Below are 26,111 nucleotides of genomic sequence, written 5' to 3'. Positions count from 1 at the left end.
CATGGCGGGTGAAGAACAGAAAGAGGCGTTGGCCCAGGAATTCGTGGCCTTCGCGGTCGAATGCGGTGTGCTGCGCTTTGGCGAATTCAAGACCAAGGCGGGGCGGCTGTCGCCCTACTTCTTCAACGCGGGCCTGTTCGACGACGGGGCCAAACTGGGCCGGCTGGCGGAATTCTATGCGGGGGCGCTGCTGGACGCGATGCGTGATGGTGGCCTGGAATTCGACATGATCTTTGGCCCTGCGTACAAGGGCATCCCGTTGGGCGCGGCGGTGGCGGTGGAGCTGGCGCGGCGCGGCCACAACAAGCCTTTCGCCTACAACCGCAAGGAAGCCAAGGACCATGGCGAGGGTGGCTCCCTGGTCGGCGCGCCGCTCAAGGGCCGCGTGCTGATCGTGGACGACGTGATGTCGGCCGGCACGGCCGTGCGCGAATCGATCGCGCTCATTGAAGCCGCCGGCGCCCGGCCGCACGCCGTGGTAATCGCGCTGGACCGCCAGGAGATGGCGACCGAGAACGGCGCGGACGTGCCCTACAGCGCCGTGCAGTACGTGCGCGATCGCCTGGGCATGCAGGTGGCGACCATCGCCCGGCTGGAAGACCTGCTGCGCTACTTGGAGCGCCAGGGCAGTGGCGCCTCGGGCGCGGACCATGCGCGCGTGCTGGCCTACCGCCAGCGTTACGGCGTGGCCCACTAGCGTTTGAGGGCGGTCAAGCGCAGGGGCAAAAGTAGGGACAAGAGCAGGCGAGCGGCATGGCGCTTGCTTCCTTGCTGCAAGACCCTGCCCAGATCGCCATGTCCTCCTCGCTTGAAATCCCTGCGCTGCACGAAGGCCAGTCCCTGGCCCATCCGCTGTGGCGTGATCGACTGGCCTTGCTGCTGGAGTCGACGGGTGAGGGCATGTTCGGCGTGAACCTCGCAGGACGCTGCATCTTCATCAACGCGGCGGGCGCGCGCATGCTGGGATATGAGCCGGTCGAGGTGATCGGCCGCAACATGCACGAGCTGATCCACCACACGCGCCAGGATGGCCAGCCCTATCTGGAAAGCGATTGCCCTATCTTCAACGCCTTCCGCCGTGGCCAGTCCTGCCGCATCGACAACGAAGTGCTCTGGCGGCGCGATGGCACGAGCTTCCCGGCCGAATACACCTCGCACCCCGTGGTCGACAACGGCATGGTGCTGGGTGCAATGGCGACCATCGTGGACATCACGCCGCGCAAGCAGGCCGCCGACGCCTTGCGCCGCGCCAAGGAGGAACTGGAAGTTCGCGTCGAGGAGCGCACACGCGAACTCTCGGACGCGCTGGCGCAGATGCGCAAGCTCTCGGCTTGGCTCGATTCGGCGCGCGAGGACGAACGCACCCGCATCGCACGCGAGGTCCATGACGAGTTGGGCAGCCTGCTGGTCGCGCTGAAGATGGATGTGAATTGGGTGGCCAAGCGCCTCGGCGAAGCGCCCGTGCCCGAGGAAGCGGACGCTCTGCGCGAGCGCCTGCGTTGCAAGTGCCACAACATGGGTCGCCTGATCGAGAATGCCGTGGAGAACGTGGGACGCATCATCACCGACCTGCGCCCCAGCATCCTTGACCACCAAGGCCTGTGGGCCGCGCTGGAATGGCAAGCGCAGGAGTTCGTGCAGTCGGCCGAGCTTGCGCTGACCTGGCACATGGAGGTGCAGGCCGGCGTGGAGCTGCCCGAGCCGGCAGCCATGGCGGTGTTCCGCATCTTCCAGGAGATGCTGAGCAATGTGGGCCGGCATGCGCAGGCCAGTGCGGTCTCCATCCGCATCGAAGCCGACGCGCGCCAGCTGCGCCTGAGCGTGCGCGACAACGGACGCGGGGCCACGCCCGAGGCCTTCGAGGCCGCCACGGCCTATGGCGTGATGGGCATGCGCGAGCGTGCGCGGCATTTCGGCGGGCAGGTGGCCATCGAGAGCCAGCCCGGCCGGGGCGCGATCTTTGTCCTGCTGATGCCGGTGACGCCATGAGCGAGATCCTGCGCATCCTGATCGGCGATGACCATCGCATCGTGCGCGAGGGCATCAAGCAGATCCTGTCCGATGATCCGGGCCTGCAGGTGGTGGCCGAAGCCGCCACCGGCCCTGACGTGCTGGTGCAGGTGCGGGCTCTGCACGAGCGCCTGGACCTGGTGCTGCTGGACATCGCCCTGCCGGAGCGCGATGGGCTGGATGTGTTGCAGCAGTTGCGCTCGGCCCATCCGCGCCTGCCCGTGCTCATGCTCAGCACCTACCCGGAGCGGCAGTACGCGGCGCGCTGCATCAAGCTGGGCGCGGCGGGGTACCTGAATAAAAGCGCGGACCCGGATGTGATGCTGGCCGCCGTGCGCAAGGCCGCGGCCGGGGGTGTGTTCGTCACGCCCGCGACGGCCGAGGCCCTGGCGGGCGCGGTGGCCGGACGCGGCGGTGCCGAAACCCTGTCCCACCGCGAGCACCAGGTCTTTCGTCTGCTCATCCAGGGGCGCAGCGTGAGCGAGATTGGTGCGCAGTTGGGCCTCGCCCCCAACACCGTCAGCACCTACCGGGCGCGCATCCTGGAAAAGACCGGGACCAAGAACGATGTGGAACTGGCGCTTTACGCCGAGCGAGACACCACCTCGCGAAATTTGTAGGGCCAGACCTACAAGGCCGCGATGAATCATCGGCGACTTTGTGATTCAGCGTCGCAAATCGCCAGCAGGCCAGCGCGACTGGCGCACGATTTGCGTAAGGACTGCATCTTTTCTTGAAAGAGGTGCGCCATGTCCCGACTGCCTGCCACGTCCGTCCCGTCGATCTCGTCCGACACAGGTTCCCAGACCTATGCACCGTATGACGCCGACCGTCCGCTGATGCTGCGCTGTTCCTGCGGCCAGGATCACGCGCCCGCCGACCACGGAAAAGCCGTCGCGCAGAGTGCGTCGCTCGCGACCGAGGCCGAAGCCCTGTCGCGGGAGTTTGTCGAGGCCAGCCTGATCAAGGCGATCTTTCCCGTTGACAGCGTGCGCCGTCGTTTCCTGAAAGCCGTGGGTGCGAACACGGCGCGCGCGGCCATCGCCTCGGTGCTGCCGGTGACGGCCCTGCAGGCCATGGCGCAGGACAAGGGCGCGCTGGAGAAGAAGGACCTGAAGATCGGTTTCATCCCGATCACCTGCGCCACGCCGCTCATCATGGCCCACCCCATGGGCTTCTACAGCCAGCAGGGGCTGAATGTGGAAGTGGTCAAGACGGCGGGCTGGGCGCTGATCCGCGACAAGATGCTCAACAAGGAGTACGACGCGACCCACTTCCTGAGCCCCATGCCGCTGGCCATGAGCCTGGGCCTGGGCTCGAACGCCGCGCCCATGCATGTGGCGACCATCCAGAATACCAACGGTCAGGCCATCACGCTGGCGAACAAGCACAAGGACAAGCGCGATCCCAAGGACTGGAAGGGCTTCAAGTTCGCCGTGCCCTTCGACTATTCCATGCACAACTTCCTGCTGCGTTATTACGTGGCGGAGCATGGCCTGAACCCCGACACCGACATCCAGATCCGCGTCGTGCCGCCGCCTGAGATGGTGGCCAATCTGCGCGCGGGCAACATCGACGGTTACCTCGGTCCCGACCCCTTCAACCAGCGCGCGGTGTACGAGGAAATCGGCTTCATCCACCTGCTGACCAAGGACCTGTGGGACGGCCATCCCTGCTGTGCCTTCGGCACCAGCGCCGAATTCATCCAGCAGAACCCCAACACCTTCGCGGCCCTGTACCGCGCGGTGCTGAACTCCGCAGCCATGGCGCGCAAGGCCGAGAACCGCGACATGATCGCCAAGGCCATCGCGCCCGCGCAGTACCTGAACCAGCCCGAAATCGTGATCCAGCAGGTGCTGACCGGCCGGTTCGCCGACGGCCTGGGCAAGGTGCAGAACGTGCCCAACCGCGCCGACTTCGATCCCATGCCCTGGCAGAGCATGGCGGTGTGGATGATGACCCAGATGCAGCGCTGGGGGTATCTGCAGGGTGACGTGAACTACAAACAGATCGCCGAGAAGGTCTTCCTGCTCACCGACGCCAAGAAGCAGATGGCGGCCCTGGGCCAGTCGGTGCCCGAGGGCAGCTACCCCAAGTTCAAGATCATGGGGCGCGAGTTCGACCCGGCCAAGGCGGCCGACTACGCCAAGAGCTTCAAGATTCGCAAGGCGGCCTGAGTACGCATGAGCACCATCTGGCGCAACTACAAAGGACGTTCGTTGGGACTGCGTGCCGCCCTGGTGTCCTTGCTTCTGTTCCTGCTGCTGCTCGCGGTCTGGCATCTGGCCACGCTGCCGGCCGCCAGCGGTGCGGGGGCGGCGATCACTTTGACCGCCGAGGAGATCGAGTACCTCAAGATGATGGGCAAGGACCCCAGCGCCGCGGCGGGTGGTGGTGGCGTCAAGCAGGGCGGCTTTCCGCCACCGGCCGAATTCGGGCGCACGGTGTGGAAGCACCTGAGCAACCCGTTCTACGACAACGGCCCGAATGACAAGGGCATCGCGATCCAGCTCGGGCATTCGCTGGCGCGCGTGGGGCTGGGTTTTCTGCTGGCCTGCCTGGTGGCGGTGCCGGCGGGCTTCGCAATCGGCATGTCGCCTCTGCTGAGCCGTGCGCTCGATCCGTACATCCAGGTACTCAAGCCCATCAGCCCCTTGGCCTGGATGCCCTTGGCGCTCTACACCATCAAGGATTCCTCGGCCAGCGGCATCTTTGTGATCTTCATTTGTTCGATCTGGCCCATGCTGATCAACACGGCCTTCGGCGTGGCCGCGGTCCGGCGCGACTGGCTCAACGTGGCAGCCACGCTGGAGGTGCGACCCCTGCGCAAGGCTTTTCTCGTGATCTTGCCGGCCGCCGCGCCCACCATCGTCACGGGCATGCGCATCAGCATGGGCATCGCCTGGCTGGTCATCGTCGCCGCCGAGATGCTGGTGGGTGGCACGGGCATCGGTTATTTCGTCTGGAACGAGTGGAACAACCTGTCGCTGTCCAACGTGATCTTCGCGATCGCCATGATCGGCGTGGTGGGCATGCTGCTCGACCTGCTGTTCGGTCGTCTGCAGAAAGCCGTGACCTATGTGGAGTGAGGCTCGCAATGCAGTTCGCCCTGAAACGCGGAACAACGGTACGGAGCCAGCAGGCGTGAAGACTTTCCTCAAGATCGAAGGGCTGGCCAAGGCCTACCTGCCCGAGCGGCCGGTCTTCGCCGACGTGTCTTTCACCTTGGACAAGGGCGAGTTCGTCTGCATCATCGGCCATTCTGGTTGCGGCAAGACCACCATCCTCAATGTACTGGCGGGGCTGGACCAGGCCAGTGCCGGCCATGTGTTCATGGACGGACGCGAGGTCGCCGGGCCCAGCCTGGAGCGCGGCGTGGTCTTCCAGGGCCATGCCCTGATGCCCTGGCTCAGCGTGCGCCAGAACATCGCCTTCGCCGTGCGCTCGCGCTGGCCGGAGATGAAGGCCGTCGAACTGCGAGCCCATGTGGAACGGTATGTCGCGATGGTCGGTCTGAGTCACGCCATCGACCGCAAGCCCAGTGAGTTGTCGGGCGGCATGAAGCAGCGCGTGGGCATCGCGCGGGCTTTCTCGATCGCGCCCAAGATGTTGTTGCTGGACGAACCCTTTGGCGCGCTGGACGCGCTGACCCGTGGGGCCATCCAGGACGAACTGATGGCCATCGTGCGCCAGACGCGGCAGACCGTGTTCATGATCACGCACGACGTGGACGAAGCCATTCTGCTGGCCGACCGCATCTTGCTCATGCGCAATGGCGGCGAGCGCGACGGCCGTTACCTGCCCGGCGGTATCGCCGAGGTGGTGGTCAACCCCCTGCCGCGCGAGCGCCAACGCGCTGGCCTGCACCACCTCGACGGTTATTACGCGCTGCGCAATCACATTGTCGATTTTCTCGTCTCGCGTGCGCACGCCCATTGAGGGCGCACAGCACGCATTCCCCCAAACCTAGGAGCATTCCATGAACCGCAACGACGTCACTGAAAAAATCATCACCACCAAGGTGTCCAAGGGCCTCAAATGGGAGGACGTGGCCGCCAAGGTCGGCCTCAGCAAGGAATGGGTCACGGCCGGCTGCCTGGGCCAGATGACCTTCGACGCTGCGCAGGCCAAAACCATCGGCGCCATCTTCGGCCTGAACGAGGAAGAGCAGAAGTGGCTGCAGGTCGTGCCCTACAAGGGCTCGCTCGCGACCGCCGTGCCCACCGACCCGCTGATTTACCGCTGGTACGAGATCGTCAACGTCTACGGCAGCACGATCAAGGAACTGATCCACGAAGAGTTCGGCGACGGCATCATGAGCGCCATCGACTTCAAGATGGACATCACGCGCGAGGCCGATCCCAAGGGCGACCGCGTCAACGTGGTGCTGTCGGGCAAGTTCTTGCCCTACAAGACTTACTGATCCGTACCTTCGTTCGCCGAGGCCGCTTCCATGTCGGTAGCCAGGGCGCGCAGCAGGCGGCTCAGGGAACGCAGGGCGGGCTCGGGTGCCGCGTCAGTCTGCGCGCGCACGATGGCGCCGTCCACGGCCAGGGCGATGGTCAGCGCGTCTTGCTTGCGCCGGCGTGATGGCGGCAGCAGGCTGGCGATCGCCTCGGTCATGTCCTGCTTGTGCCGCTGCGCGATCTCGCGCACCTGCGGTTCCGTGCCGCCCAATTCGCCCACGCTGTTGATGAAGGCGCAGCCTCGGAAGACCGGCTGACGGAACCATTCCCCCAGGACCGTGGGCAGGCCCTGCAGCTTGCCGCCGTGGCGTTGCAGCGCAGCGCGAAACCAGTCCATCCACAGGACGTGCCGGTATTCGAGGAAGGCCAGCACCAAGTCGTTCTTGCTCGGGAAGTGGCGGTAGAAGGTCACCTTGGTCACGCCGGACTCGGCGATCACGCGATCGATGCCCGTGGCCCGGATGCCTTCGCGGTAGAACAGATCATGCGCCGTGCGCAGGATGCGTTCGCGCGCGGGCAGGGAGCTCAGGCCAAGGGCGGGTTCGGTCAGGGCATTCGGCATGGCGGCATTGTAGACAGACCTGTCTACTTTCGATAGACTGGCGACGTAGACAGATCTGTCTACGTTCGTCCTGTCTTGTGTTTCAACCCGCCGCCGAGGAGATGTGATGGACCCGAAACCGCCCCTGCCCCCTTTCACCCCCGAGACCGCAGCGCAGAAAGTGCGTTTGGCCGAAGATGCCTGGAACTCGCGCGACCCCGACCGCGTGGCGCAGGTCTACACCGAGGACACGCGCTGGCGCAACCGCGCCGAGTTTCCGGTGGGGCGCGAGCAGGTGCGCGCCTTCTTGCAGCGCAAGTGGGCGCGTGAGTTGGACTATCGCTTGATCAAGGAGCTCTGGGCGGTCAGCGAGCACCGCATCGCCGTGCGCTTCGCCTACGAATGGCACGACGACTCGGGCCAGTGGTACCGCTCCTACGGCAACGAGAACTGGGAGTTCAACGCGCTGGGCTACATGCAGCGGCGTTTCGCCAGCATCAACGACCTGCCCATCAAGGCAGAGGAACGCAAGTTCCACTGGCCCCTGGGTCGGCGGCCGGATGATCACCCCAGCTTGAGTGACCTGGGCTTGTGAGGCGGTAGGGTTGAGGCCCGTTGCTGCGCGTGATGCGCAGCGGGCCTCAACGGTTCAGACTCCCAGCTTTTGCTTGAGCAGGTCGTTAACCTGCTGCGGATTGGCCTTGCCCTTGCTGGCCTTCATCGCCTGGCCGACCAGGGCGTTGAAGGCCTTGTCCTTGCCGGCCTTGAACTGGGCCACGTTGTCGGGGTTGGCGGCGATCACTTCGTCGATGATCTTTTCCAGCGCACCGGAGTCGTTCATCTGCTTGAGGCCTTTGGCTTCGATGATGTCATCGATGTGCTTAAGCTCTCGGAGTGTGCTCAGGCCAGCATCTACTTCGCCAGGTTGAGACCCAAATACCCACTCGGCCGCTTTTGGAGTCCAAAGGTGGTCGAACACTTGCTTAGCGGCGTTATTTGAAATGGTGCCGTCCTGAATGCGCTGGATCAATGCGGCGAGGCGTGCTGGCTGAACCGGCGCCGTTTCGATGGCGATTTCCTCACTGTTCAGGCGGCGCGACACCTCGCCCATGATCCAGTTGCTCGCCAGCTTGGGCTGCTTGCAAAGCCGGGCTGTTTCCTCGAAGTAGCTGGCCATGGCTTTGCTCTGGGTCAGCGTGGTCGCGTCGTACTCAGGCAGACCGTAGTCAGCCACAAAACGTGCGGCCATGGCGCGCGGCAACTCGGGCATCTGCGCCTTCACGCGTTCGATCCACTCGGGCGCGATCACCAGCGGCGGCAAATCCGGGTCCGGGAAGTAGCGGTAGTCGGCCGCGTCTTCCTTGGTGCGCATGGCGCGGGTCTCGCCGGTGTCGGGGTCGAACAGCACCGTGGCCTGCTGGATGGCGTGGCCGTCCTCGATCTGCTCGATCTGCCAGCGGATCTCGTAGTCGATGGCCTGCTGCATGAATTTGAAGCTGTTCAGGTTCTTGATTTCACGGCGCGTGCCCAGCGGCGCGCCGGGCTTGCGCACCGAGACGTTGGCGTCGCAGCGGAAAGAGCCCTCCTGCATATTGCCGTCGCAGATGCCGATCCAGGTCACGATCTTGTGCAGCTCCTTGGCGTAGGCCACGGCCTCTTCGCTGCTGCGGATGTCGGGCTCGGTCACGATCTCCAGCAGCGGTGTGCCCGCGCGGTTGAGGTCGATGCCGGATTGGCCGATGAAGTCCTCGTGCAGCGACTTGCCCGCGTCTTCTTCCAGGTGGGCACGAACCAGGCGCACCGTCTTCTTTTCGTCGCCCAGGTAGAACGACACCTCGCCGCCTTGCACGACCGGGATTTCGAACTGGCTGATCTGGTAGCCCTTGGGCAGGTCGGGATAGAAGTAGTTTTTGCGCGCGAAGATGCTGCGCGGCGCGACCTGCGAGCCCAGGGCCAGGCCAAGCTGGATGGCGCGTTCGACCGCGCCCTTGTTCATCACCGGCAAGGTGCCGGGCAGGGCCAGGTCCACCGCGCTGGCCTGGGTGTTGGGCTCGGCGCCGAAGGCCGTGGGCGAGCGGCTGAAAATCTTGCTCTCGGTCGAAAGCTGGGCGTGTGTCTCGAAGCCGATGACGACTTCGTAGCCTTGGATCAACTTGCTGCTCATGGTCAGAAACCTGCGGGTGTGCGGAGGTGGAAATCGGTGGCCTGCTGGTAGCGGTGCGCGGCGTTGAGCAGCCGCGCTTCCTGCAGGTAGTTGCCGATCAGCTGCATGCCCACGGGCAGGCCACCTTCGCCAAAGCCCACCGGCAGGCTCATGCCCGGCAGGCCCGCGAGTGAACCGGGCAGGGTGTAGATGTCGGCCAGGTAGTCGGCCACGGGGTCATCACCATGGCCGCCGATCTTCCAGGCCACGGTGGGGGCCACGGGGCCCGCGATCACGTCGCATTGCTGGAAGGCGTTCTGGAAGTCGTCGGCGATCATGCGGCGGATCTTCTGCGCCTGCAGGTAATAGGCGTCGTAGTAGCCATGGCTCAGCACATAAGTGCCGATCATGATGCGGCGCTGCACTTCGTCGCCGAAGCCCTCGCTGCGGCTCTTCTTGTACATGTCGAGCAGGTCGGTGTAGTTCGCCGCGCGGTGGCCGAACTTCACGCCGTCGAAGCGCGAGAGGTTGGAGCTGGCCTCGGCCGGGGCGATGATGTAGTACACCGGGATGGCCAGCTCGGTGCGGGGCAGCGAAATTTCGACCAGTTTGGCGCCGAGTTGCTCGTACTGCTTGAGCGCCGTGTCGATGGCGGCGCGCACGTCGGCGGCCAGGCCCGCGCCGAAGAACTCCTTGGGGATGCCAATGCGAAGGTTCTGCAGGCCATCGAGTTTGTCGTTCAGCCCGCGGCTGAAATCCTCGCCTGGAATGTCGAGCGAGGTGGAGTCGCGGTCCAGGTCCGGCCCGCACAGGGCCGAGAGCAGTAGGGCGCAGTCCTCGGCGGAACGTGCCATCGGCCCGGCCTGATCCAGGCTGGAGGCGTAGGCGATCATGCCGTAGCGGCTGGCACGGCCGTAGGTCGGCTTGATGCCGGTGATGCCGCAGAAGCTCGCGGGCTGGCGGATGGAGCCACCCGTGTCCGTGCCGGTGGCCGCAGGGGCCAGGCGCGCCGCGATGGCTGCGGCGCTGCCGCCCGAGGAGCCGCCGGGCACGCGGGTCGAGTCCCAGGGGTTCTTGACCTGGGTGGGCATGGACAAGCCGACGGCCGGCACGGCCACGGCCTCGTTGGACGAACCCATCGCGAACTCGTCACAGCTCAGCTTGCCCAGGGTGACGGCACCCGCGCCGGGACCCTGGTCCGGCGCGCCCTGGCCCAGTCGGGCGACCACGGTCGCGTCGAAGGGCGAGCGGTAACCCGTCAGCATCTTGCTGCCCGCAGTGCTCGGGAAGTCTCGCGTCACGAAGATGTCCTTGTGCGCGATCGGCACGCCCAGCAGGGGAGCTGTGTCACCGGCCGCCAGGCGCGCGTCGGCGGCACGTGCCTGGGCCAGTGTCGCTTCTTCGTCCAGGGCCAGGAAGGCGGCCAGGCCCTGGTGGGTGTGGATGCGCTTGAGGAAATGCTGCGCCGCCTCGACGGCCGAGACCTTTTTCTGGCGCAGTTGCGCGGCCAGCTCGGCCACGCTGAGTTGATGGAGATCGGTGCCGGTCATGACTTATCGAAAGCAAATAGGGGGTGAAGACGGATGCGGGGAACGCCATGGAGCCGGCTTTGCCGGCCCACGGGTGTTGCCCCATGCAAGGAGGAGGGCGTAGCGCCCAAGGAGGCGCGGAGCCTGGGGTTGCGCAACACCATCACTCGATGACCTTGGGAACCAGGAACAGCCCCCGCTCCACCGCCGGGGCGCTGCGCTGGTTGGCCTCGCGCTGATTGGTCTCGCTGGCGCGGTCTTCGCGCAAGCGCAGGGCCGCTTGCGCGGCCTCGGCCTGGCGGCCAGCGGCCTGGTAGGCGGCGGCCATGGTCGGGTGCGACAGGGGCTCGATGCCGGTGGTGTCCACCGCGCGCATCTGCTCGACGATGGCGAAGAACCCGTTGATGCGTTCGCGCATGCGTTCGCCCTCGGCGGGGCTCAGTTCCAGCCGGGCCAGGCTGGCGATGCGCGTGATGTCGGCGGAGGTCAGTGACATGGCGAAAACCGTGTTGAGGCAGAAGGATGGCGGGGCGGTTGCCGGAGCGCCTGGACGCACAGGCGGCTTGCTTGCGCGTCCAAGGGGTGGATGGCGGGCTTGAAACCGCGTGTAAGCGGTGTAATTCCTGGGCTCATCCGCGTTCCGGCGGGCCTGGCGCAGCCTGGGCGCGCACAGGGGATGGGGTATTATCCCGCCTTCAAGGACACCCGCGGCACCCAAAGGATAGAGCAATGTTTGAAGCGTTTCGCCAGTATTTCTCGACCGACCTGGCGATTGATCTGGGCACGGCCAACACGCTGATTTACGCCCGCGACAAGGGGCTGGTGCTCAACGAACCCTCGGTGGTGGCGATCCGCCACGAAGGCGGCCCCCAAGGCAAGAAGGCCATCCAGGCCGTGGGCCATGAAGCCAAGTCCATGCTGGGCAAGGTGCCGGGCAACATCGAGGCCATCCGCCCGATGAAGGACGGTGTGATCGCCGACTTCACCGTCACCGAGCAGATGCTCAAGCAGTTCATCCGCATGGTGCACCCGCGCAGCATGTTCAAGCCCAGCCCGCGCATCATCATCTGCGTGCCCTGCGGCTCGACCCAGGTGGAACGCCGGGCCATCCGCGAATCGGCCCTGGGCGCGGGCGCGTCCGAGGTCTACCTGATCGAGGAACCCATGGCCGCCGCCATCGGCGCCGGCCTGCCGGTCTCCGAGGCCTCCGGCTCCATGGTTGTGGACATCGGCGGCGGAACGACCGAAGTGGGTGTCATCTCCCTGGGCGGCATGGTCTACAAGGGCTCGGTCCGCGTGGGCGGCGACAAGTTCGACGAAGCCATCATCAACTACATCCGCCGCAACTACGGCATGCTGATCGGCGAGCCCACGGCCGAAGCCATCAAGAAGGACATCGGCTCGGCCTTCCCGGGCAGCGAGGTGCGCGAGATGGAAGTGCGCGGTCGCAACCTGTCCGAGGGCGTGCCGCGCGCATTCACGATCTCCAGCAATGAAATCCTGGAAGCGCTGACCGATCCGCTGAACAATGTCGTGTCCGCCGTCAAGAACGCGCTGGAACAGACGCCGCCCGAACTGGGCGCCGACATCGCCGACCGCGGCATGATGCTGACCGGCGGCGGCGCCCTGCTGCGCGACCTGGACCGCCTGCTGTCCGAGGAAACCGGCCTGCCCGTGCTGGTGGCCGAAGACCCGCTGACCTGCGTGGTGCGCGGTTGCGGCATCGCGCTGGAGCGCATGGACCACCTGGGCGCGATCTTCACCAACGAATAAGCCGGTTTGATCGGACAAGACTGATTCGCGGGAAAGGGGCCGCACACGCATATGGCGCTCGGTACTCTGGACAGATCGCCACCGCCCTTCTTCCGTCAAGGCGCATCCGCCCTGTCGCGGCTCTTGCTGGCCGGTGCGCTGGCGCTGTTGCTGATGGTGGCGGACACCCGCTTCCAGATCACCGGCCCCGTGCGCACGGTGATTTCCGCCGTGGTCTACCCCTTGCAATGGGCCCTGCAGCAGCCAGTGCTGTGGAGCCGCGACCTGTATCAAGCGGTGCAGGATCTGCGGTATGCACGAGACTTGGCCGCGCACAGCCAGGAACTGCTGCGACAGCAGACCCCGCGCGTGCTGCGGTATGAGCAGCTGGCGCTTGAGAACGAGCAGCTGCGCCGCCTGCTGGAGCTGCGCCCGCGCCTGCCCACGCCCGGCCAGGCCGCCCAGGTGCTCTATGACGCCGCCGACCCCTATGTGCACCGCGTGGTCATCGACCGCGGTTTGGTGCACGGCGTGCGCGCTGGCGCGCCGGTGATCGATGATTCGGGTTTGCTGGGTCAGGTGACGCGTGTGCATGCCACGCTCGCCGAAGTCACGCTGGTCATCGACGCCGCGCAGGCCACGCCCATCGTCAACACCCGCACCGGCGTGCGCGCCGTGGTGTTTGGCGAACCCGATTTGCATGGTGGTCAGCTCGAACTGCGTTACATGAGCGTGGACGCCGACGTGCAGCCCGGTGACCTGCTGGTGACCAGCGGTATCGACGGCGTTTATCCCTCGGGCTTGCCGGTGGCGCGTGTCAGCCGGGTTGAACGTCGCCCGGCGGCCGCCTTCGCGCGCATCTTCTGCGAACCGCAGGGGCGGGTGGATGGCGCCAGTCAGGTGCTGGTGCTGGAGCCTCTGGCGCAGCAGGTGCCGCCACGGCCGGCTCCCGAGGCAGGCCCCGCCACGGGCCGCAAGGGAGGTGGATGATGCTGCGTGCGGGTCAACAACTGCTGCTGCCGGCCAAGCCGGTGTTCATCTGGGGCAGCCTGGTCGCCGCCTTGGCCCTGAGCATGCTCGGCAATTTCGTGCTCTGGGGCCGTGCGTCCTGGGCGCCGGATCTGCTGGCCCTGACCCTGGTCTTCTGGGGCGTGCACCAGCCGCGCCGCATCGGCATGACCGGGGCTTTTCTGTTCGGTTTGCTGATGGACGTGCACCAGGGCAGCGTGCTGGGCCAGCACGCGCTGGCCTATTCGGTCTTGAGTTTCTTCGCCATCGCGGTGCACCGGCGCATCCTCTGGTTTCCGGTGTCGGGTCAAACGCTGCAGGTGCTGCCCATCCTGGCGGCCGCGCATGTTGTCACCGTGGCGGTGCGCATGATGCTGGGGGGACAGTTCCCGGGCTGGTCCCTGCTGATGGCTCCCCTGATCGAGGCCCTGCTCTGGCCCGTGGCGACTTTGCTGCTGCTGTTGCCGCAGCGTCGCGCGCCCGATCCGGACGCCAACCGGCCGATCTGAATATGCCTTCATCGTCCGTCGGATTGCCATGGCGCTGACCGAACTGCGCAACGTCGAGGCGGACCTGCACCGCTTCCGCAGCCGCGCCCTGATGTTCGCGGCGGTGATCTCCGTCTGCTTCCTGCTGCTGCTGGTTCGGCTGGTTTACCTGCAGGTGTTCCGCCACGAGGAATTGCAGGCACAGGCCGAGGTGAACCGCACCACCATCGTGCCGCTCACGCCCGCGCGCGGCTTGATCCTGGACCGCAACGGCATCCCGCTGGCGACCAACTACTCGGCCTACACGCTGGAAATCACGCCGTCCCAGGTGGACGATCTGCCCAAGACCCTGGACGAGCTGGCCCAGCTGGTGGAGATCACGCCGCGTGACCGCCAGCGCTTTCGACGCTTGATGCAGGAAAGCCGGGGCGTGGAGTCCTTGCCCATTCGCATCCGCCTGTCCGACGAGGAAGTGGCACGCTTCACCGTGCAGCGTTACCGCTTCAAGGGTGTCGAGCTGCGCGCGCGCCTGCTGCGCAACTACCCCTGGGGCGAGCTGGGCAGCCACGTCGTGGGCTACATCGGCCGCATCAACCGCAGCGAGAAACGGCGCATCGAGACCTTGCCCGCCGAGGAGCAGGCCAACTATCGCGGCACCGACTACATCGGCAAGCTGGGCGTGGAGCAGAGCTTCGAGAAGCAATTGCATGGGCAGACTGGTTTCGAACGCATCGAAACCTCGGCCGGCGGCGTCATCATGCGCACGCTGGCCACCCAGCCGGACCGGCCCGGTGACAACGTGCTGCTGTCCATTGACATCAAGCTGCAGCATCTGGTCGAGCAGATGTTCGGCGACCGGCGCGGCGCGCTGGTGGCAATGGACCCTAACAACGGTGAAATCCTGGCCTTTGTTTCCAAGCCCACCTTCGACCCCAACATCTTCGTCGAAGGCGTGGACCAGGAAGCCTGGCAGGAGCTGAACGAGTCCATCGAGAAACCCCTGCTCAACCGCGCCTTGCGCGGCATCTACCCGCCGGGTTCCACCTACAAGCCCTTCATGGCGCTGGCGGCCCTGGAGCTGGGCAAGCGCGAACCGGGCACGACCATCGTGGACACCGGCTCCTGGACCCTCGCAGGCCACACCTACCGCAGCCACGGTGACTTCGGTCTGGGCGTGGTCGACCTGCACCGCAGCATCGTCAAGTCCAGCAATGTCTATTACTACGCCTTGGCCAACGACCTGGGCGTGGAAGCCATCCATGACTTCATGAAACCCTTGGGTTTTGGCCAGATCACGGGCATCGATATCCAAGGCGAGGTGCGGGGCGTGTTGCCCAACCAGGACTGGAAGCGGCGCGCCTTCAAGCAACCCAACCAGCAGCGTTGGTTCGCGGGCGAGACGATTTCCCTGGGCATCGGCCAGGGCTACAACACCTTCACCATGCTGCAGTTGGCCACAGCCACCGCCGCGCTGGCCAACAACGGCTTGCGCCAGCGCCCGCACCTGGTCATCGGCACGCAGGACCCGCAGACTCTGCGCATGCGAGAGACGGCCAAGACGCCACCGCAGAGCCTGGGCTACAACCCGCAAAACCTCGAGGCGGTCCGGCGCGCCCTGGTCGGCGTGACGCAGGAAGGCACCTCTGCGCGCTCCTTCGCTGGTGCCAAGTACCTCAGCGCGGGCAAGACGGGCACGGCCCAGGCCGTGACCATCAGCCAGAAGGACAAATACGACGCGCGCAAGCTGGAAGAGCACCAGCGCGATCACGCGCTCTACATGGCCTTCGCGCCCGCTGACGAACCGCGCATCGCGTTGGCGCTGGTGGTCGAGAACGCCGGCTGGGGCGCCGAGCAGGCCGCACCCATCGCTCGACGCGTGTTCGACTATTGGCTGCTGGGCCAGTACCCGAGCGTGGAAGACCTGTACGCCGTGCGCGAGGGCCTGACGGCCTATCCGATCGGCCGGCCACGCCTCGCGGCCGAGGTGGCCTGGCCGCCGCGCAGCGTGGACGAGGAAGTCAAGGCCATGGGCGGCCTCAAGCGGGCCTGGTTCCAGCGACCCGCCACGGCCGCGCCCGCGCCGAACGAGCGGCGTGAATCGGTACTCACCGAGACCAGTCCGGGGCAGGCTGCACAACCAGTGCAGACCCCCTTGCCGGAACCCGCGCCGGCGCCCGCCGTACCGGTGCCGGAAGTGCTGGTGGACACCCCCGGGGTGCGATAAGCCTGCTGGCGGCCTAGCGCCTCAAGGCCAGAAGGCGTCTCGCCCGGTCTTGAGGATCAGCGCCAGCACGACCACGATGAACACACCACGCACGAAACCCGCGCCGTGCTTGAGCGCCAGCCGCGTTCCCAGCAGGCTGCCCGCCACGTTGGCCAGGGCCAGTATCAGCGCGACATGCCACCAGACATGGCCCTGCAGGCCAAACAGCACGATGGCCGCCACATTGCTGCAGACATTGAGCAGCTTGGCGTGAGCCGAGGCGTGCAGGAAGTCGTAACCCAGCAGTCGCACCATCAGGAAGATGAAAAAGCTGCCCGTGCCGGGTCCGAACAGGCCATCGTAGAAGCCGATCAGCAGACCGATGGTGCCGGCCACCAGCGCCTCGGCGCGGCCGGCGTAGCGCGGTGCGTGCGCCCGGCCCAGGTCCTTGCGGGCCAGGGTGTAGAGCAGCACGGCGAGCAGAACCAGGGGCAGCAGCTTGCGCAGGAAGCCCGTGGAAATCAGCGTGACCAGCCAGGCGCCGATGAAGGAGCCGATCAGCGTCAACGCCATGGCCGGCAGCAGGGCCGGCCAGCGCAGTTCCACGCGCCGCGCGTACTGCGCGGCGGAAAAGGCGGTGCCCCAGACCGAAGCCGATTTGTTGGTGCCCAGCAAGGTGGCGGCGCTGGCGCCCGGGTAGGTCGCGAACAGGGCCGGCACCAGAATCAGGCCACCGCCGCCGACGATGGCGTCCACGAAGCCAGCCAGCAGCGAGGCCAGCGAGACAAACAGCAATTCCATGGGGATAGAGGTCAGAAGTGTCGCCCATGCGGCGCTGGGCCGGTGGGCTGAACGGAGCGGTCAGGGTGAAGTCGAGGAGGGCGAGGCAAGGCTCGCAACGATAGCCCATAAAAAAAGCACCGGGCTTGCGCGCGGTGCTTCAGCAGAGCCATCTGCTATGGATGGTAGCTTTATTTTGTTTTTCTGTATAACAAGCCAGTGTCGTCCTCGGTTCCTCGCGCCTGCGGCAGCTCTCCTGCCGCACCTTGAGTGACGTGACTGTAGGCCTGGGCACCATTTGAGGGCATCGGGATTTTCCCGTGCGCGCGTTTGCCCTAGGCTGGGGACTGGCGCAATAGCGCGGCCAGGCGTTCCGCGATCATCAGCGTGGGTGCGTTGGTGTTGCCGCTGGTGATGGTGGGCATGACGCCTGCGTCCGCGATGCGCAGGCCTGAGACGCCGCGCACGCGCAGTTCCGCGTCCACCACGGCCAGCGGGTCCGCGTTCGATCCCTCCACGCGCCCCATTTTGGTCGTGCCCACGGGATGGAAGATGGTGGTGGCGATGTCGCCCGCGAGGCGCGCCAGGTCCTCATCGCTTTGCGCCGCGCCGCCTGGCAGCAGGCCTGGTTTCCATTCCTCGGGCCGGTAGGGCGCCAGCGCGGGCTGGGCCACGATGCGCCGCGTGACCCGCAGGGATTCGGCGGCGACCTGCCGGTCTTCGGGCGTGGACAGGTAGTTGGGGGCGATGGCCGGGGCGTCCTCGAAGCGCGAGCTGCGGATGCGCACCGTGCCCCGGCTGGTCGGTTGCAGATTGCAGACACTGGCCGTGAAGGCGTTGAAGCCGTGCAGGGGTTCGCCGAAGGCGTCCAGTGACAGCGGCTGTACGTGGTATTCGAGGTTGGGGCGATCCAGGCCGGGGCGGCTGCGGGTGAAGGCGCCGAGTTGGCTGGGGGCCATACTCATCGGCCCGCTGCGGCGCAAGGCGTATTCCAGGCCGATCTTGAACTTGCCCCAGGCGCTGTCGGCCAGGGTGTTGAGCGTGAGGCCGCGCCGGTCCTTCGCGCCGCGCACCTTGTAGACCGCGCGGATTTGCAGGTGGTCCTGCAAGTTGGCACCCACGCCTGGGATGTCTCGCAACACGGGCACGCCGTGCTCTTGCAGCAGTGCGGCGGGGCCCAGGCCCGAGAGCTGCAGGATCTGCGGCGTGCCGATGCTGCCGGCGCAAAGAATCACTTCACCCCCGCCACCTTGCGGCAGGCGCGCGGTCACCTGTTCGTGCCCGGTCCAGACTTGCGCGCCCACGCAGCGCGGCCGGCCGTCGGCGCCCTCCTCGAACAGCAGACGAGAGACCTGGGCTGCAGTCCAGAGCTCGAAGTTCGGGCGTGCGTAGCAGGTTGGGCGCAGAAAGGCCTTGGCCGTGTTCCAGCGCAGGCCGTGCTTCTGATTGACTTCGAAGTAGCCCACGCCTTCGTTGTCGCCCCGGTTGAAGTCCTCGGTGGCCGGAATGCCGGCTTGCTGAGCCGCCCGTGCGAAGGCGTCCAGTACCTCCCAGCGCAGGCGCTGCCGGTCCACGCGCCATTCACCGCCGGTGCCGTGGAAGGCTGCAAAGGCCGGGTCCGGCGCCCGCGCCGCGTCCTTCGCGCTCTTGCCCACTGGGTCGCCCCGGTAGTGGTCTTCATGCCGCTTGAAGAAAGGCAGCACTTGGTCCCAGCCCCAGCGCATGTCGCCCGTCAGTTGCGCCCATTGGTCGTAATCCTGCGCCTGGCCACGCATGTAGATCATGCCGTTGATGCTGGAGCTGCCGCCCAGCACCTTGCCGCGCGGGTAGCGCAGCGCACGGCCGTTGAGCCCGGCATCCGGCTCGGTCTGGTAGAGCCAATCGGTGCGCGGGTTGCCAATGCAATGCAGGTAACCAACGGGGATGTGGATCCAGTGGTAGTCGTCCTTGCGGCCGGCCTCGATCAGGAGGATGCGTTTGGATTTGTCGGCGCTCAGGCGGTTGGCGAGCAGGCTGCCCGCCGTGCCCGCGCCGATGATGATGGTGTCGAACGTTGTCTCGCTCATGGCTCGTCGTTGTGGTGGTCGGGCAGTCTAACCGGGGGACGCCATGGCAGTGCCGCTGCCGTGTGCGGTCGATCCGCGCCACCTGGGCGGAGTAACCCAAAGGCGGCGCGCTGCGCCGCGGAAGACTCACTTCGACGTCGGCATCACGAACTCGGCGCCCTTGCCTATGCTCTCCGGCCAGCGTTGCATCACGCTCTTTTGCTTGGTGTAGAAGCGCACGCCTTCCTCGCCGTAGGCGTGCATGTCGCCAAACAGGCTCTTCTTCCAGCCGCCAAAACCGTGCCAGGCCATGGGCACCGGAATCGGCACATTGATGCCGACCATGCCCACCTGGATGCGGCGCGCGAACTCGCGGGCGGCGTTGCCGTCGCGCGTGTAGCAGGAGACGCCATTGCCGAACTCGTGGTCGTTGACAAGTTGCACGGCACTGGCGAAGTCGGGCACGCGCACGCAGGAGAGCACGGGGCCGAAGATTTCTTCCTTGTAGATCTTCATCTCAGGCTTGACGTGGTCGAACAGCGTGCCGCCCAGCCAGAAGCCTTGCTCGCAGCCCGCGCCGGCCTTCGCGCCGGGGAAGCCGCGCCCATCCACCAGCAGCTTGGCGCCTTCCTTCGCACCGTGTTCGATGTAGCCCGTGATGCGTTGCCGCGCGGCCTCGGTGACGATGGGCCCCATCTCGGCGGCGAGGTTCATGCCGTCCAGCACCTTGAGCGCCTTCGTGCGCTCGATCAGCTTGGGCATGATCTGGTCGCCCACCTCACCCACCAGCACGGCGACCGAAATCGCCATGCAGCGTTCGCCAGCAGAGCCATAGGCCGCGCCGATCAGGCCGTCGACCGCCTGGTCCAGGTCGGCGTCGGGCATGACGACCATGTGGTTCTTCGCGCCGCCCAGGGCCTGCACGCGCTTGCCGTGGCGCGCGCCGGTTTCGTAGATGCTGTTGGCCACGGGCGTGGAGCCGACGAAGCTCACGGCCTTCACGTCCGGATGGGCCAGCAGCGCATCCACCGCGCCCTTGTCGCCCTGCACCACGTTGAACACGCCGTCGGGCAGGCCGGCCTGCTTCAGCAGCTCGGCCATGCGCAGGCTGGGGCTGGGGTCCAGCGGGCTGGGTTTGAGCACGAAGGTGTTGCCGCAGGCGATGGCGACCGGGAACATCCACATGGGCACCATGACCGGGAAGTTGAAAGGCGTGATGCCCGCCACCACGCCCAGGGGCTGGCGCAGGGTCCAGTTGTCCATGCCGGTGGAGACCTGCTCGGTGTAGTCGCCCTTGAGCAGTTGCGGGATGCCGGTGGCGAACTCCACGATGTCGATGCCGCGCGTCACTTCGCCCTGCGCGTCGGTGTACACCTTGCCGTGCTCGGCGGTGATCAGGCGCGCCAGCTCGTCGCGGTGCTGGTTGAGCAGTTCGAGGAACTTGAAGAGGATGCGCGCGCGGCGCAGCGGCGGGGTGTCGGCCCAGGCCGGGAAGGCGGCTTGAGCGGCCGCGACCGCCGCATCGACTTCCGCGCTGGACGCCAGTGCCACCTGGCCCGTGACCGCGCCAGTGGCCGGGTTGCTCACGTCCTGCTGGCGGCCGGAAGTGCCGGGCCGGATCTGACCTGCGATGTAGTGCCCGATGGGGGCGAGGTTGCGAGCGTTCATGGCGGTCTCCGTGGCGTATCGGTGGGGCGGGTCAGTGGGCGATGGCCCGCAGTCTAGGCCGCGCCCCGGTGCTTGGGAAGACTGGAAAGCTGACCACATTGTTCAATTTCATGAACAATGGCGCCATGAGCAGTGACACTCCCCACTTGGCCTATGCCGATCTGCACCTGCTGACCGTGCTGGCCCAGACCCGCAGCTACACCCAGGCGGCGCGCCGCCTGGGCGTGTCCAAGGCCTCGGCCAGCATGCGCATCGCCGAGTTGGAACGCGCGCTGGGCCTGCCCCTGGTGCGGCGCACCACCCGCGCCGTGGGCCTGACGGCGGCGGGGCAGCAGTTGGTGGACGACATCGGCGCGGCCTTCGCGCGCATCGAACAGGGCGTGGCCAGCGCCAAGGACCTGGCGGGCGCGCCGCGCGGCCTGGTGCGCGTGAGCGCGCCCGTGGCCCTGGGGCGGCAGCACATCGCGCCCACGCTGCCCGCCTTCGGCCGGGCCTGGCCGGAGATCCGCATTGAGCTGGACCTGAGCGACCGTTTCGTCAATCTGGCCCAGGAAGGTTTTGACCTCGCCATCCGCCACGCCCAGGCCGCGCCGGACACGCAAGTGGCCACGGTGCTGTGCGACACGCGTTCGGTGCTGGTGGCCAGCCCCGACTACCTGGCGCGCGCGGGTGAGCCCAAGCATCCCGCCGAGTTGGCGCGGCACCAATGCCTGCTCTATCTGCGCGGCGCGGCGGGGCAGAGCTGGGCTTTCGAGAAAAGCGGGGGCCGGCGACCCCCAAGCACGGAGGGCGAACGCGTGGCCGTCGCCGTGGGCGGGCCGCTCAAGGCCAACAACAGCGAGGTCTTGCGCGAGGCGGCATTGGGCGGACTGGGCATCGCCCTGCTGCCGGACTTCAGCGCGGCTGAAGCCCTGAGCGCAGGCCGCTTGCGGCGCGTGCTGCCCGCGTGGCAACCACGCGATTTTTTCGGCGAACGCATCTATGCCATCCGCCCCTGGTCACCGCAGCCGCCGCGTGCGGTGCAGTGTCTGGTGGATCATCTGAAGCAGACGCTCGGGACGGGGTTTGCGCTGCCTGCCGCTTAGCGTTTGATCGGTCGGTGCCCCGCGGCCTCAGTGCTTCAGATACCCCATCCAAGACCAATACGTCGCCCCCAGCAACAGCACCAATGCATAACCAATCACCGTGAGCACCAGCCCCGTGCGCACGAAGTCCTTCACGCTGAAGGTGTCTGTGCCGTAGGCCACCATGTTCTGCGGTGCGTTGACCGGCAGGATGAAGCCGAAGCTCACCACGAACTGCAGCAGCATGGTCATGCCGATCAGGTTCAGCGATGCTGCATCCGGTCCGCCCGCGATCTGTTGCAGCACGCTGATCATGATGGGGATCATGGCCGAGGCCAGGGCCGTGGCACTGGCGAAGCCAAGATGCACCACGATCAGGAAGAGCGAGAGCAGGGCCAGGATCATGAAGGCCGAGGCACCCGCCAGGCCCAGGTTGGCCACGATGATGTTGGCCAGCCAGGCGGCGGCCTTGGTTTGCAGCAGCGCCGTGCCCAGGCTGATGCCGGTGCCGAAGAGCACGATGGTGCCCCAGGGGATTTTTGATTGCGCCTGTTTCCAGCCCATGACGCCGATGCCCGGCGTGAACATCAGCGCGATGGCCGCGATGGTGGTGCTGGAGGTGTCGAAGGGGTGCAGCACTTTCTCTGTGGCCCACAGGCCCAGCAGGGTCAGCATGATGAAAAGCAAGCGCCATTCGGCGCCCGTCATGGGGCCGAGCGCGCGCAGCGCCTGTCGGATGGTTTCCTTGCCGCCAGCGATTTCCTCGGTCTCGGGCGGCATCATCCGCGTCATCACGAAGTAGAGCGCGATGGACATTCCAATGGACCAGGGCGCGGCGGCGATCAGCCAGTCCAGCCAGGTGATGGTCTGGCCGAAGGCCTTTTCAATGAAACCGATGGCCACCATGTTTTGCGCGGCGGCGGTCTTGACGCCCACGTTCCAGATGGAGGCGGCCTGGGCGGTGGCGATCATCAGCAGCCCTGCGAAGCGTGAGCGCTTGTCCATGCCGAAGGCCAGGATGATGCCCATGACGATGGGCACCAGGCAGGCCACGCGGGCCGTGGTTGAGGGCACGAGGAAGGACAGCACGATGCCGACCAGGATGGCGCCGATCACCACGCGCTTGGTGCGTGCGCCGACCAGGGACAGGATGAAGAGCGCGATGCGCTTGTCCAGGCCGGTGATGGTCATGGCCGCGGAAATGAAGCAGGCCGCGGCGACCAGCGCCAGTGCCGTGTTGGCGAAGCCACCCAGGGCCAGGGTCAGCGCAGGCCCGGTGCCCAGCAAGGCCTCGGGTTTGGTTGCGTTGGGCGCGAGCCCGAGCAGAAAAGCCATCAGCGCCGTGATGAGCACGGCGCTGATGGCGTAGTCCACGGCTTCCGTGACCCAGAGGATGACGGAGAACAGCAGCAGGCCGAGCATGATCTGGCCCGCCACCGGCAGCCCCTCGGGGCGTGGCAGCAGCAGAACCAGGGCCAGGCCGATCAACGCGGCCAGCAGGCCCGTGAGGTGGACCGGTTCACGGGCCGGTGCGGAACCAGCGGGGGTGCTTGTCGCCATGGCGTCTCCTCCATCGTGGATGTGCAGCCATGCTAGGGCGCGCGCCAAGGCGCGCCTTGATGTGGATCAAGCACCGGTCTTGCCGCGCCCGGCGCCCTGCGCTTTGGGGGGCGGGGCGGTGTTCGTCAGGCCAGGCCGGATTTGTCCAGGCCGTAGGCCTTGTCCTGCGAACCTGGCACGGCCGCGAAGCCGATGGCCAGGCGGTTCCAGCCGTTGATGCCGACGATGGCGAAGCTCAGATCGGCCATCTCCTGCTCGCTGAACTCGGTGCGCGCGGCCTGGTAGTCGGCCTCGCTCACGCCACCGGCGGGCAGGCGCGTGAGCACTTCCGTCCAGGCCAGGGCGGCGCGTTCACGGGCGGAGAACAGGGGCGATTCATGCCAGATGGCCACATGGTGCAGGCGCAGTTCGCGCTCGCCGTGGATGCGCGCTTCCTTGACGTGCATGTCCACGCAGAAGGCGCAGCCGTTGAGCTGCGAGGCGCGCAGGGTCACGAGGTGTTGCAGGCCGGCTTCGAGCGAGCATTTCTTCAGCGCCAGGCTGAAGTCCAGGTACTTCTTGAACAATTCGGGGGACTGCTTGGCGTAGTCGAGGCGTTGGCTCATGGTGAGGGACTCCGTGTTGAGGTGGAAGGAAGTTGATGCATCCACCCCTCAAGACGCGTTGCCTCCCGTTGTTGTGACAGTCCAGGCCTCGGCGATGCGGCGCAGCTTGTCGGGGTTGCGTTGTGTGTGGATGCGCGTGATGCGTGCACCGTCGCTCTCGAAGCCCTGCGCCGATTCGAGCTGCCCGTCGACGAAGCGTAGCAATCCCCATTGGCCATTGAGTCGCACCAGTTCCAAGTGCATCGACAACTGCCCCTTGCCGGCGCGCAGCCAGACGGCCAGGTAGAGCTGGGCGATGCGCGCGGCGCCCCGCAGCACCTTGCCGAAGCTGGGCACCTTGCCGCCGCCGTCGCTGATCAGCTCGGCGTCCTCGGCCAGCAGGGCTTGCAGGGTCGCGAAGTCACCGCGCCGAGCGGCCTCGGCGAAGCCGCTGAGCAGCTTGTAGTGTGTGTCGGGCGAGACGGCCTGGCGCAGGCGGCCTTCCTTCAATTGCGACTTGGCGCGCGAGACGATCTGGCGACAGGCGACCTCGCTCTTGCCCAAAGCGCGCGCCACCTCGGCGTAGTCCGCGTCAAAGACCTCGCGCAGCAGAAAGGCCGCGCGGGCTTCGGGTGCCAGGCGTTCCAGCAGCGCGAGGAAGGCCATGGAAATGTCGTCGGCGCGCTCCAGCACCTGCTCAGGGCTGGCCGGACCGTCTTCGGGGGTGAGCTGGGGTTCCGGCAGCCAGAAGCCGGTGTAGTGCGTGCGTTGCACTTTGGCGGCGCGCAGGCGATCGATGGCCAGGCGCGTGGTCACGGTGACCAGCCAGGCTTCGGCGCTGTCCAGTTCTTCCGGGTCGGCCTCGTGCCAGCGCAGCCAGACGTCCTGCACCAGTTCCTCGGCGTCGGCCACGGTGCCGAGCATGCGGTAGGCGATGGCCTGCAAGCGGGGGCGCAGGTGGTTGAAAAAGCGGGTTTTGTCGTCCATGGGGTCTAGACGTCGAGGGCTCACGATTTGTGACAGCTTTCCAGGCGTGGGTGTTGGGACGAGGCGTTGGGCATGCTGAATCAGGCATGCACCTTGCATGCAAGTAAGCATTTCCTGAATTGTCTTTCTTCAGCCCTCTTTCAACCCATCCCCCAGGAGCTTATTCATGAAACTGGACCGTCGTTCCTTCGTCTCCAAGAGTGTCACCGGCGCCGCCGCCGCGGGCACGCTGGCTTTCCCCATGGTCGCCCAGGCGCAGCAGACCTTCAACTGGAAGATGACCAGCGCCTATGGCAAGGGTTCGCCCTTCTACATGGACGGCCCCGGCAGCGCCACCGATCTGGCCAAGCGCATCCGTGAGATGTCCGGCGGGCGCCTGAACATCCAGGTCTTCGGCGCGGGGGAACTCATCCCCGCCTTCGAGGGGTTTGACGCGGTGCGCGCCGGCACGGTGGAGATGAACCACGCCAACAGTTATTTCTGGACCGGCAAGACCTTCGCGGCCCAGTACTTCACGGCCGTGCCCTTCGGCATGAACTTCCAGGGCATGAACGGTTGGCTCTACGACGGCGGCGGCATCGACCTGTGGAACGAGGTCTACGCACCCTTCGGCATGGTGGCCATGCCCTGCGGCAACACCGGGGTGCAGATGACGGGTTGGTTCAAGAAAGAGATCAACTCGGTCGCCGACTTCAAGGGATTGAAGATGCGCATTCCCGGCCTGGCCGGCAAGGTCTACGCCAACCTGGGCGTGGACGTGAAGGTGCTGCCCGGCGGTGAGATCTTCCCCGCGCTCGAGCGCGGCGTGATCGACGCTGCCGAGTTCGTGGGTCCTTTCCAGGACCGTCGCCTGGGCTTGCAGAAGGCCGCCAAGTACTACTACACCACGGGCTGGCACGAGGCGGCCACCGTGTCCGAGCTGTTGATCAACAAGGCGGCCTGGGACAAACTGCCCAAGGACTTGCAGGCCATCGTGCAGAACGCCTCGGCGGCCTGCAACGTGATCAGCGAGGGCTGGTGCCAGAAGGCGAATGCCGAGGCCATGGACGACCTGATCAAGAACCAGAAGGTCATCGCCAAGCCCCTGCCCGACGCCGTGATCAAGGCCTTGCGCGCCGAGACCGAGAAGGTGCTGGCCGAGGCCGTGGCCAAGGACCCGCTGGTCAAGAAGGTGCACGACTCCTATTTCGCCTTCAAGGCCAAGTACGACCGCTGGGTCGAGGTGAGCGAGGAGCAGTACCACACCAAGGTCCGGGGTTGAGCCGAACTTGCGTGTGACCAAG

24 protein-coding genes are annotated in these 26,111 nt (G+C 66.3%); 14 read left to right on the top strand and 10 right to left on the bottom strand.

The annotated features are described in order from the left end of the window. Nucleotide 1 precedes the first annotated feature (1 nt). The 7 genes from pyrE (at nt 2) to cynS (ending at nt 6,433) form a co-directional block, all read left to right on the top strand. Complete coding sequence (pyrE, locus tag AZ34_RS00915; protein ID WP_035603794.1) at nt 2-697, top strand: orotate phosphoribosyltransferase; 696 nt, start codon at nt 2-4, stop codon at nt 695-697. 98 nt (nt 698-795) lie between these two features. Next, nucleotides 796-1,989, top strand: a complete 1,194-nt coding sequence (locus tag AZ34_RS00910; protein WP_035610521.1) for a PAS domain-containing sensor histidine kinase — start codon at nt 796-798, stop codon at nt 1,987-1,989. After that, nucleotides 1,986-2,630 carry a response regulator transcription factor gene (locus tag AZ34_RS00905; protein WP_035603791.1) on the top strand — a complete coding sequence of 215 codons (645 nt, stop codon included), beginning with the start codon at nt 1,986-1,988 and terminating at the stop codon, nt 2,628-2,630. The genes AZ34_RS00910 and AZ34_RS00905 overlap by 4 nt, the downstream gene beginning before the upstream one ends. 129 nt (nt 2,631-2,759) lie before the next feature. Then, nucleotides 2,760-4,187 carry a CmpA/NrtA family ABC transporter substrate-binding protein gene (locus tag AZ34_RS00900; protein WP_051509425.1) on the top strand — a complete coding sequence of 476 codons (1,428 nt, stop codon included), beginning with the start codon at nt 2,760-2,762 and terminating at the stop codon, nt 4,185-4,187. Between the two features lie 6 nt (nt 4,188-4,193). Further along, nucleotides 4,194-5,099, top strand: a complete 906-nt coding sequence (ntrB, locus tag AZ34_RS00895) for a nitrate ABC transporter permease (protein WP_035603788.1) — start codon at nt 4,194-4,196, stop codon at nt 5,097-5,099. Continuing rightward, on the top strand, nt 5,089-5,949 hold the full coding sequence (locus AZ34_RS00890; protein WP_419670182.1) for an ABC transporter ATP-binding protein: 861 nt from the start codon (nt 5,089-5,091) through the stop codon (nt 5,947-5,949). Before ntrB ends, AZ34_RS00890 begins: the two co-directional genes overlap by 11 nt. Before the next feature lie 40 nt (nt 5,950-5,989). Next, the gene (gene cynS / locus AZ34_RS00885) at nt 5,990-6,433 is read left to right on the top strand and encodes a cyanase (protein WP_035603782.1); all 444 of its coding nucleotides are present in this window, start codon (nt 5,990-5,992) and stop codon (nt 6,431-6,433) included. Here the strand turns inward: cynS and AZ34_RS00880 are convergent. After that, a complete protein-coding gene (locus tag AZ34_RS00880; protein ID WP_051509424.1) occupies nt 6,427-7,038 on the bottom strand; it encodes a TetR/AcrR family transcriptional regulator in 612 nt (203 codons plus the stop codon). The genes cynS and AZ34_RS00880 overlap by 7 nt on opposite strands. Nucleotides 7,039-7,144: 106 nt before the next feature. Between AZ34_RS00880 and AZ34_RS00875 the strand changes: the two genes are divergently transcribed. Further along, nucleotides 7,145-7,612, top strand: coding sequence for a DUF1348 family protein (locus tag AZ34_RS00875; protein WP_035603779.1), 468 nt, complete (start codon nt 7,145-7,147; stop codon nt 7,610-7,612). 54 nt (nt 7,613-7,666) lie between these two features. Here the strand turns inward: AZ34_RS00875 and gatB are convergent, their stop codons facing one another. The 3 genes from gatB to gatC all read right to left on the bottom strand — a co-directional run bounded on the left by gatB (nt 7,667) and on the right by gatC (nt 11,185). After that, nucleotides 7,667-9,181, bottom strand: a complete 1,515-nt coding sequence (gene gatB / locus AZ34_RS00870; protein ID WP_035603776.1) for an Asp-tRNA(Asn)/Glu-tRNA(Gln) amidotransferase subunit GatB — start codon at nt 9,179-9,181, stop codon at nt 7,667-7,669. Nucleotides 9,182-9,183: 2 nt separating this feature from the next. After that, complete coding sequence (gene gatA / locus AZ34_RS00865) at nt 9,184-10,710, bottom strand: Asp-tRNA(Asn)/Glu-tRNA(Gln) amidotransferase subunit GatA (RefSeq protein ID WP_035603774.1); 1,527 nt, start codon at nt 10,708-10,710, stop codon at nt 9,184-9,186. A gap of 142 nt (nt 10,711-10,852) precedes the next feature. Beyond that, nucleotides 10,853-11,185: an Asp-tRNA(Asn)/Glu-tRNA(Gln) amidotransferase subunit GatC gene (gene gatC, locus AZ34_RS00860; protein WP_035603773.1), complete on the bottom strand. Its 333-nt coding sequence runs from the start codon at nt 11,183-11,185 to the stop codon at nt 10,853-10,855. A 233-nt stretch (nt 11,186-11,418) separates the two neighbouring features. Between gatC and AZ34_RS00855 the strand changes: the two genes are divergently transcribed. The 4 genes from AZ34_RS00855 to mrdA are packed head-to-tail and all read left to right on the top strand — an operon-like array spanning nt 11,419 to nt 16,161. Further along, entirely contained in the window at nt 11,419-12,462 is a 1,044-nt protein-coding gene (locus AZ34_RS00855; RefSeq protein ID WP_035603770.1) for a rod shape-determining protein, read from the top strand. A 51-nt stretch (nt 12,463-12,513) separates the two neighbouring features. Then, the gene (mreC, locus tag AZ34_RS00850) at nt 12,514-13,431 is read left to right on the top strand and encodes a rod shape-determining protein MreC (RefSeq protein WP_035603767.1); all 918 of its coding nucleotides are present in this window, start codon (nt 12,514-12,516) and stop codon (nt 13,429-13,431) included. Then, entirely contained in the window at nt 13,428-13,958 is a 531-nt protein-coding gene (gene mreD / locus AZ34_RS00845; protein WP_035603764.1) for a rod shape-determining protein MreD, read from the top strand. Before mreC ends, mreD begins: the two co-directional genes overlap by 4 nt. Nucleotides 13,959-13,986: 28 nt before the next feature. Next, nucleotides 13,987-16,161, top strand: coding sequence for a penicillin-binding protein 2 (gene mrdA / locus AZ34_RS00840; RefSeq protein WP_035603761.1), 2,175 nt, complete (start codon nt 13,987-13,989; stop codon nt 16,159-16,161). A gap of 21 nt (nt 16,162-16,182) precedes the next feature. Here mrdA and AZ34_RS00835 read toward each other — a convergent pair whose 3' ends face one another. The 3 genes from AZ34_RS00835 to AZ34_RS00825 all read right to left on the bottom strand — a co-directional run bounded on the left by AZ34_RS00835 (nt 16,183) and on the right by AZ34_RS00825 (nt 20,633). Then, nucleotides 16,183-16,941, bottom strand: coding sequence for a sulfite exporter TauE/SafE family protein (locus AZ34_RS00835; protein ID WP_035603758.1), 759 nt, complete (start codon nt 16,939-16,941; stop codon nt 16,183-16,185). 314 nt (nt 16,942-17,255) lie between these two features. Continuing rightward, nucleotides 17,256-18,986 (bottom strand): GMC family oxidoreductase, encoded by a 1,731-nt coding sequence (locus AZ34_RS00830; protein ID WP_035603755.1) that lies wholly within the window; start codon nt 18,984-18,986, stop codon nt 17,256-17,258. 126 nt (nt 18,987-19,112) lie between these two features. Further along, entirely contained in the window at nt 19,113-20,633 is a 1,521-nt protein-coding gene (locus AZ34_RS00825; protein WP_035603752.1) for a CoA-acylating methylmalonate-semialdehyde dehydrogenase, read from the bottom strand. 125 nt (nt 20,634-20,758) lie between these two features. On the opposite strand from AZ34_RS00825, the gene AZ34_RS00820 reads away from it, so the two are divergent. Next, nucleotides 20,759-21,718, top strand: coding sequence for a LysR family transcriptional regulator (locus AZ34_RS00820; RefSeq protein ID WP_051510016.1), 960 nt, complete (start codon nt 20,759-20,761; stop codon nt 21,716-21,718). A gap of 27 nt (nt 21,719-21,745) precedes the next feature. Here the strand turns inward: AZ34_RS00820 and AZ34_RS00815 are convergent, their stop codons facing one another. From AZ34_RS00815 to AZ34_RS00805, 3 genes are all read right to left on the bottom strand, one after another. Beyond that, nucleotides 21,746-23,257 carry a DASS family sodium-coupled anion symporter gene (locus AZ34_RS00815; RefSeq protein ID WP_035603747.1) on the bottom strand — a complete coding sequence of 504 codons (1,512 nt, stop codon included), beginning with the start codon at nt 23,255-23,257 and terminating at the stop codon, nt 21,746-21,748. Nucleotides 23,258-23,382: 125 nt separating this feature from the next. Beyond that, complete coding sequence (locus AZ34_RS00810) at nt 23,383-23,862, bottom strand: carboxymuconolactone decarboxylase family protein (RefSeq protein WP_035603744.1); 480 nt, start codon at nt 23,860-23,862, stop codon at nt 23,383-23,385. A 48-nt stretch (nt 23,863-23,910) separates the two neighbouring features. After that, entirely contained in the window at nt 23,911-24,828 is a 918-nt protein-coding gene (locus tag AZ34_RS00805) for an RNA polymerase sigma-70 factor (protein ID WP_035603742.1), read from the bottom strand. Between the two features lie 166 nt (nt 24,829-24,994). Here AZ34_RS00805 and AZ34_RS00800 point away from each other — a divergent pair, with 166 nt between their 5' ends. Then, the gene (locus tag AZ34_RS00800; protein WP_155831684.1) at nt 24,995-26,089 is read left to right on the top strand and encodes a TRAP transporter substrate-binding protein; all 1,095 of its coding nucleotides are present in this window, start codon (nt 24,995-24,997) and stop codon (nt 26,087-26,089) included. Nucleotides 26,090-26,111 lie beyond the last annotated feature (22 nt).

The organism is Hylemonella gracilis str. Niagara R (assembly GCF_000600295.1).
In the GTDB taxonomy this organism is placed as follows: domain Bacteria; phylum Pseudomonadota; class Gammaproteobacteria; order Burkholderiales; family Burkholderiaceae_C; genus Hylemonella; species Hylemonella gracilis_A.
This window is presented reverse-complemented; position numbering and strand designations above follow the sequence as displayed.

Bases quoted from the DNA above. Each gene is read 5' to 3' on its own strand.
- AZ34_RS00825 (WP_035603752.1), bottom strand. From the start codon at position 20,633: ATGAACGCTCGCAACCTCGCCCCCATCGGGCACTACATCGCAGGTCAG.
- AZ34_RS00880 (WP_051509424.1), bottom strand. From the start codon at position 7,038: ATGCCGAATGCCCTGACCGAACCCGCCCTTGGCCTGAGCTCCCTGCCC.
- AZ34_RS00810 (WP_035603744.1), bottom strand. From the start codon at position 23,862: ATGAGCCAACGCCTCGACTACGCCAAGCAGTCCCCCGAATTGTTCAAG.
- AZ34_RS00830 (WP_035603755.1), bottom strand. From the start codon at position 18,986: ATGAGCGAGACAACGTTCGACACCATCATCATCGGCGCGGGCACGGCG.
- AZ34_RS00900 (WP_051509425.1), top strand. From the start codon at position 2,760: ATGTCCCGACTGCCTGCCACGTCCGTCCCGTCGATCTCGTCCGACACA.
- gatB (WP_035603776.1), bottom strand. From the start codon at position 9,181: ATGAGCAGCAAGTTGATCCAAGGCTACGAAGTCGTCATCGGCTTCGAG.
- AZ34_RS00855 (WP_035603770.1), top strand. From the start codon at position 11,419: ATGTTTGAAGCGTTTCGCCAGTATTTCTCGACCGACCTGGCGATTGAT.
- AZ34_RS00800 (WP_155831684.1), top strand. From the start codon at position 24,995: ATGAAACTGGACCGTCGTTCCTTCGTCTCCAAGAGTGTCACCGGCGCC.
- pyrE (WP_035603794.1), top strand. From the start codon at position 2: ATGGCGGGTGAAGAACAGAAAGAGGCGTTGGCCCAGGAATTCGTGGCC.
- ntrB (WP_035603788.1), top strand. From the start codon at position 4,194: ATGAGCACCATCTGGCGCAACTACAAAGGACGTTCGTTGGGACTGCGT.
- cynS (WP_035603782.1), top strand. From the start codon at position 5,990: ATGAACCGCAACGACGTCACTGAAAAAATCATCACCACCAAGGTGTCC.
- gatC (WP_035603773.1), bottom strand. From the start codon at position 11,185: ATGTCACTGACCTCCGCCGACATCACGCGCATCGCCAGCCTGGCCCGG.
- AZ34_RS00875 (WP_035603779.1), top strand. From the start codon at position 7,145: ATGGACCCGAAACCGCCCCTGCCCCCTTTCACCCCCGAGACCGCAGCG.
- AZ34_RS00890 (WP_419670182.1), top strand. From the start codon at position 5,089: ATGTGGAGTGAGGCTCGCAATGCAGTTCGCCCTGAAACGCGGAACAAC.
- mrdA (WP_035603761.1), top strand. From the start codon at position 13,987: ATGGCGCTGACCGAACTGCGCAACGTCGAGGCGGACCTGCACCGCTTC.
- AZ34_RS00835 (WP_035603758.1), bottom strand. From the start codon at position 16,941: ATGGAATTGCTGTTTGTCTCGCTGGCCTCGCTGCTGGCTGGCTTCGTG.
- AZ34_RS00820 (WP_051510016.1), top strand. From the start codon at position 20,759: ATGAGCAGTGACACTCCCCACTTGGCCTATGCCGATCTGCACCTGCTG.
- gatA (WP_035603774.1), bottom strand. From the start codon at position 10,710: ATGACCGGCACCGATCTCCATCAACTCAGCGTGGCCGAGCTGGCCGCG.
- mreD (WP_035603764.1), top strand. From the start codon at position 13,428: ATGATGCTGCGTGCGGGTCAACAACTGCTGCTGCCGGCCAAGCCGGTG.
- mreC (WP_035603767.1), top strand. From the start codon at position 12,514: ATGGCGCTCGGTACTCTGGACAGATCGCCACCGCCCTTCTTCCGTCAA.
- AZ34_RS00805 (WP_035603742.1), bottom strand. From the start codon at position 24,828: ATGGACGACAAAACCCGCTTTTTCAACCACCTGCGCCCCCGCTTGCAG.
- AZ34_RS00815 (WP_035603747.1), bottom strand. From the start codon at position 23,257: ATGGCGACAAGCACCCCCGCTGGTTCCGCACCGGCCCGTGAACCGGTC.
- AZ34_RS00910 (WP_035610521.1), top strand. From the start codon at position 796: ATGTCCTCCTCGCTTGAAATCCCTGCGCTGCACGAAGGCCAGTCCCTG.
- AZ34_RS00905 (WP_035603791.1), top strand. From the start codon at position 1,986: ATGAGCGAGATCCTGCGCATCCTGATCGGCGATGACCATCGCATCGTG.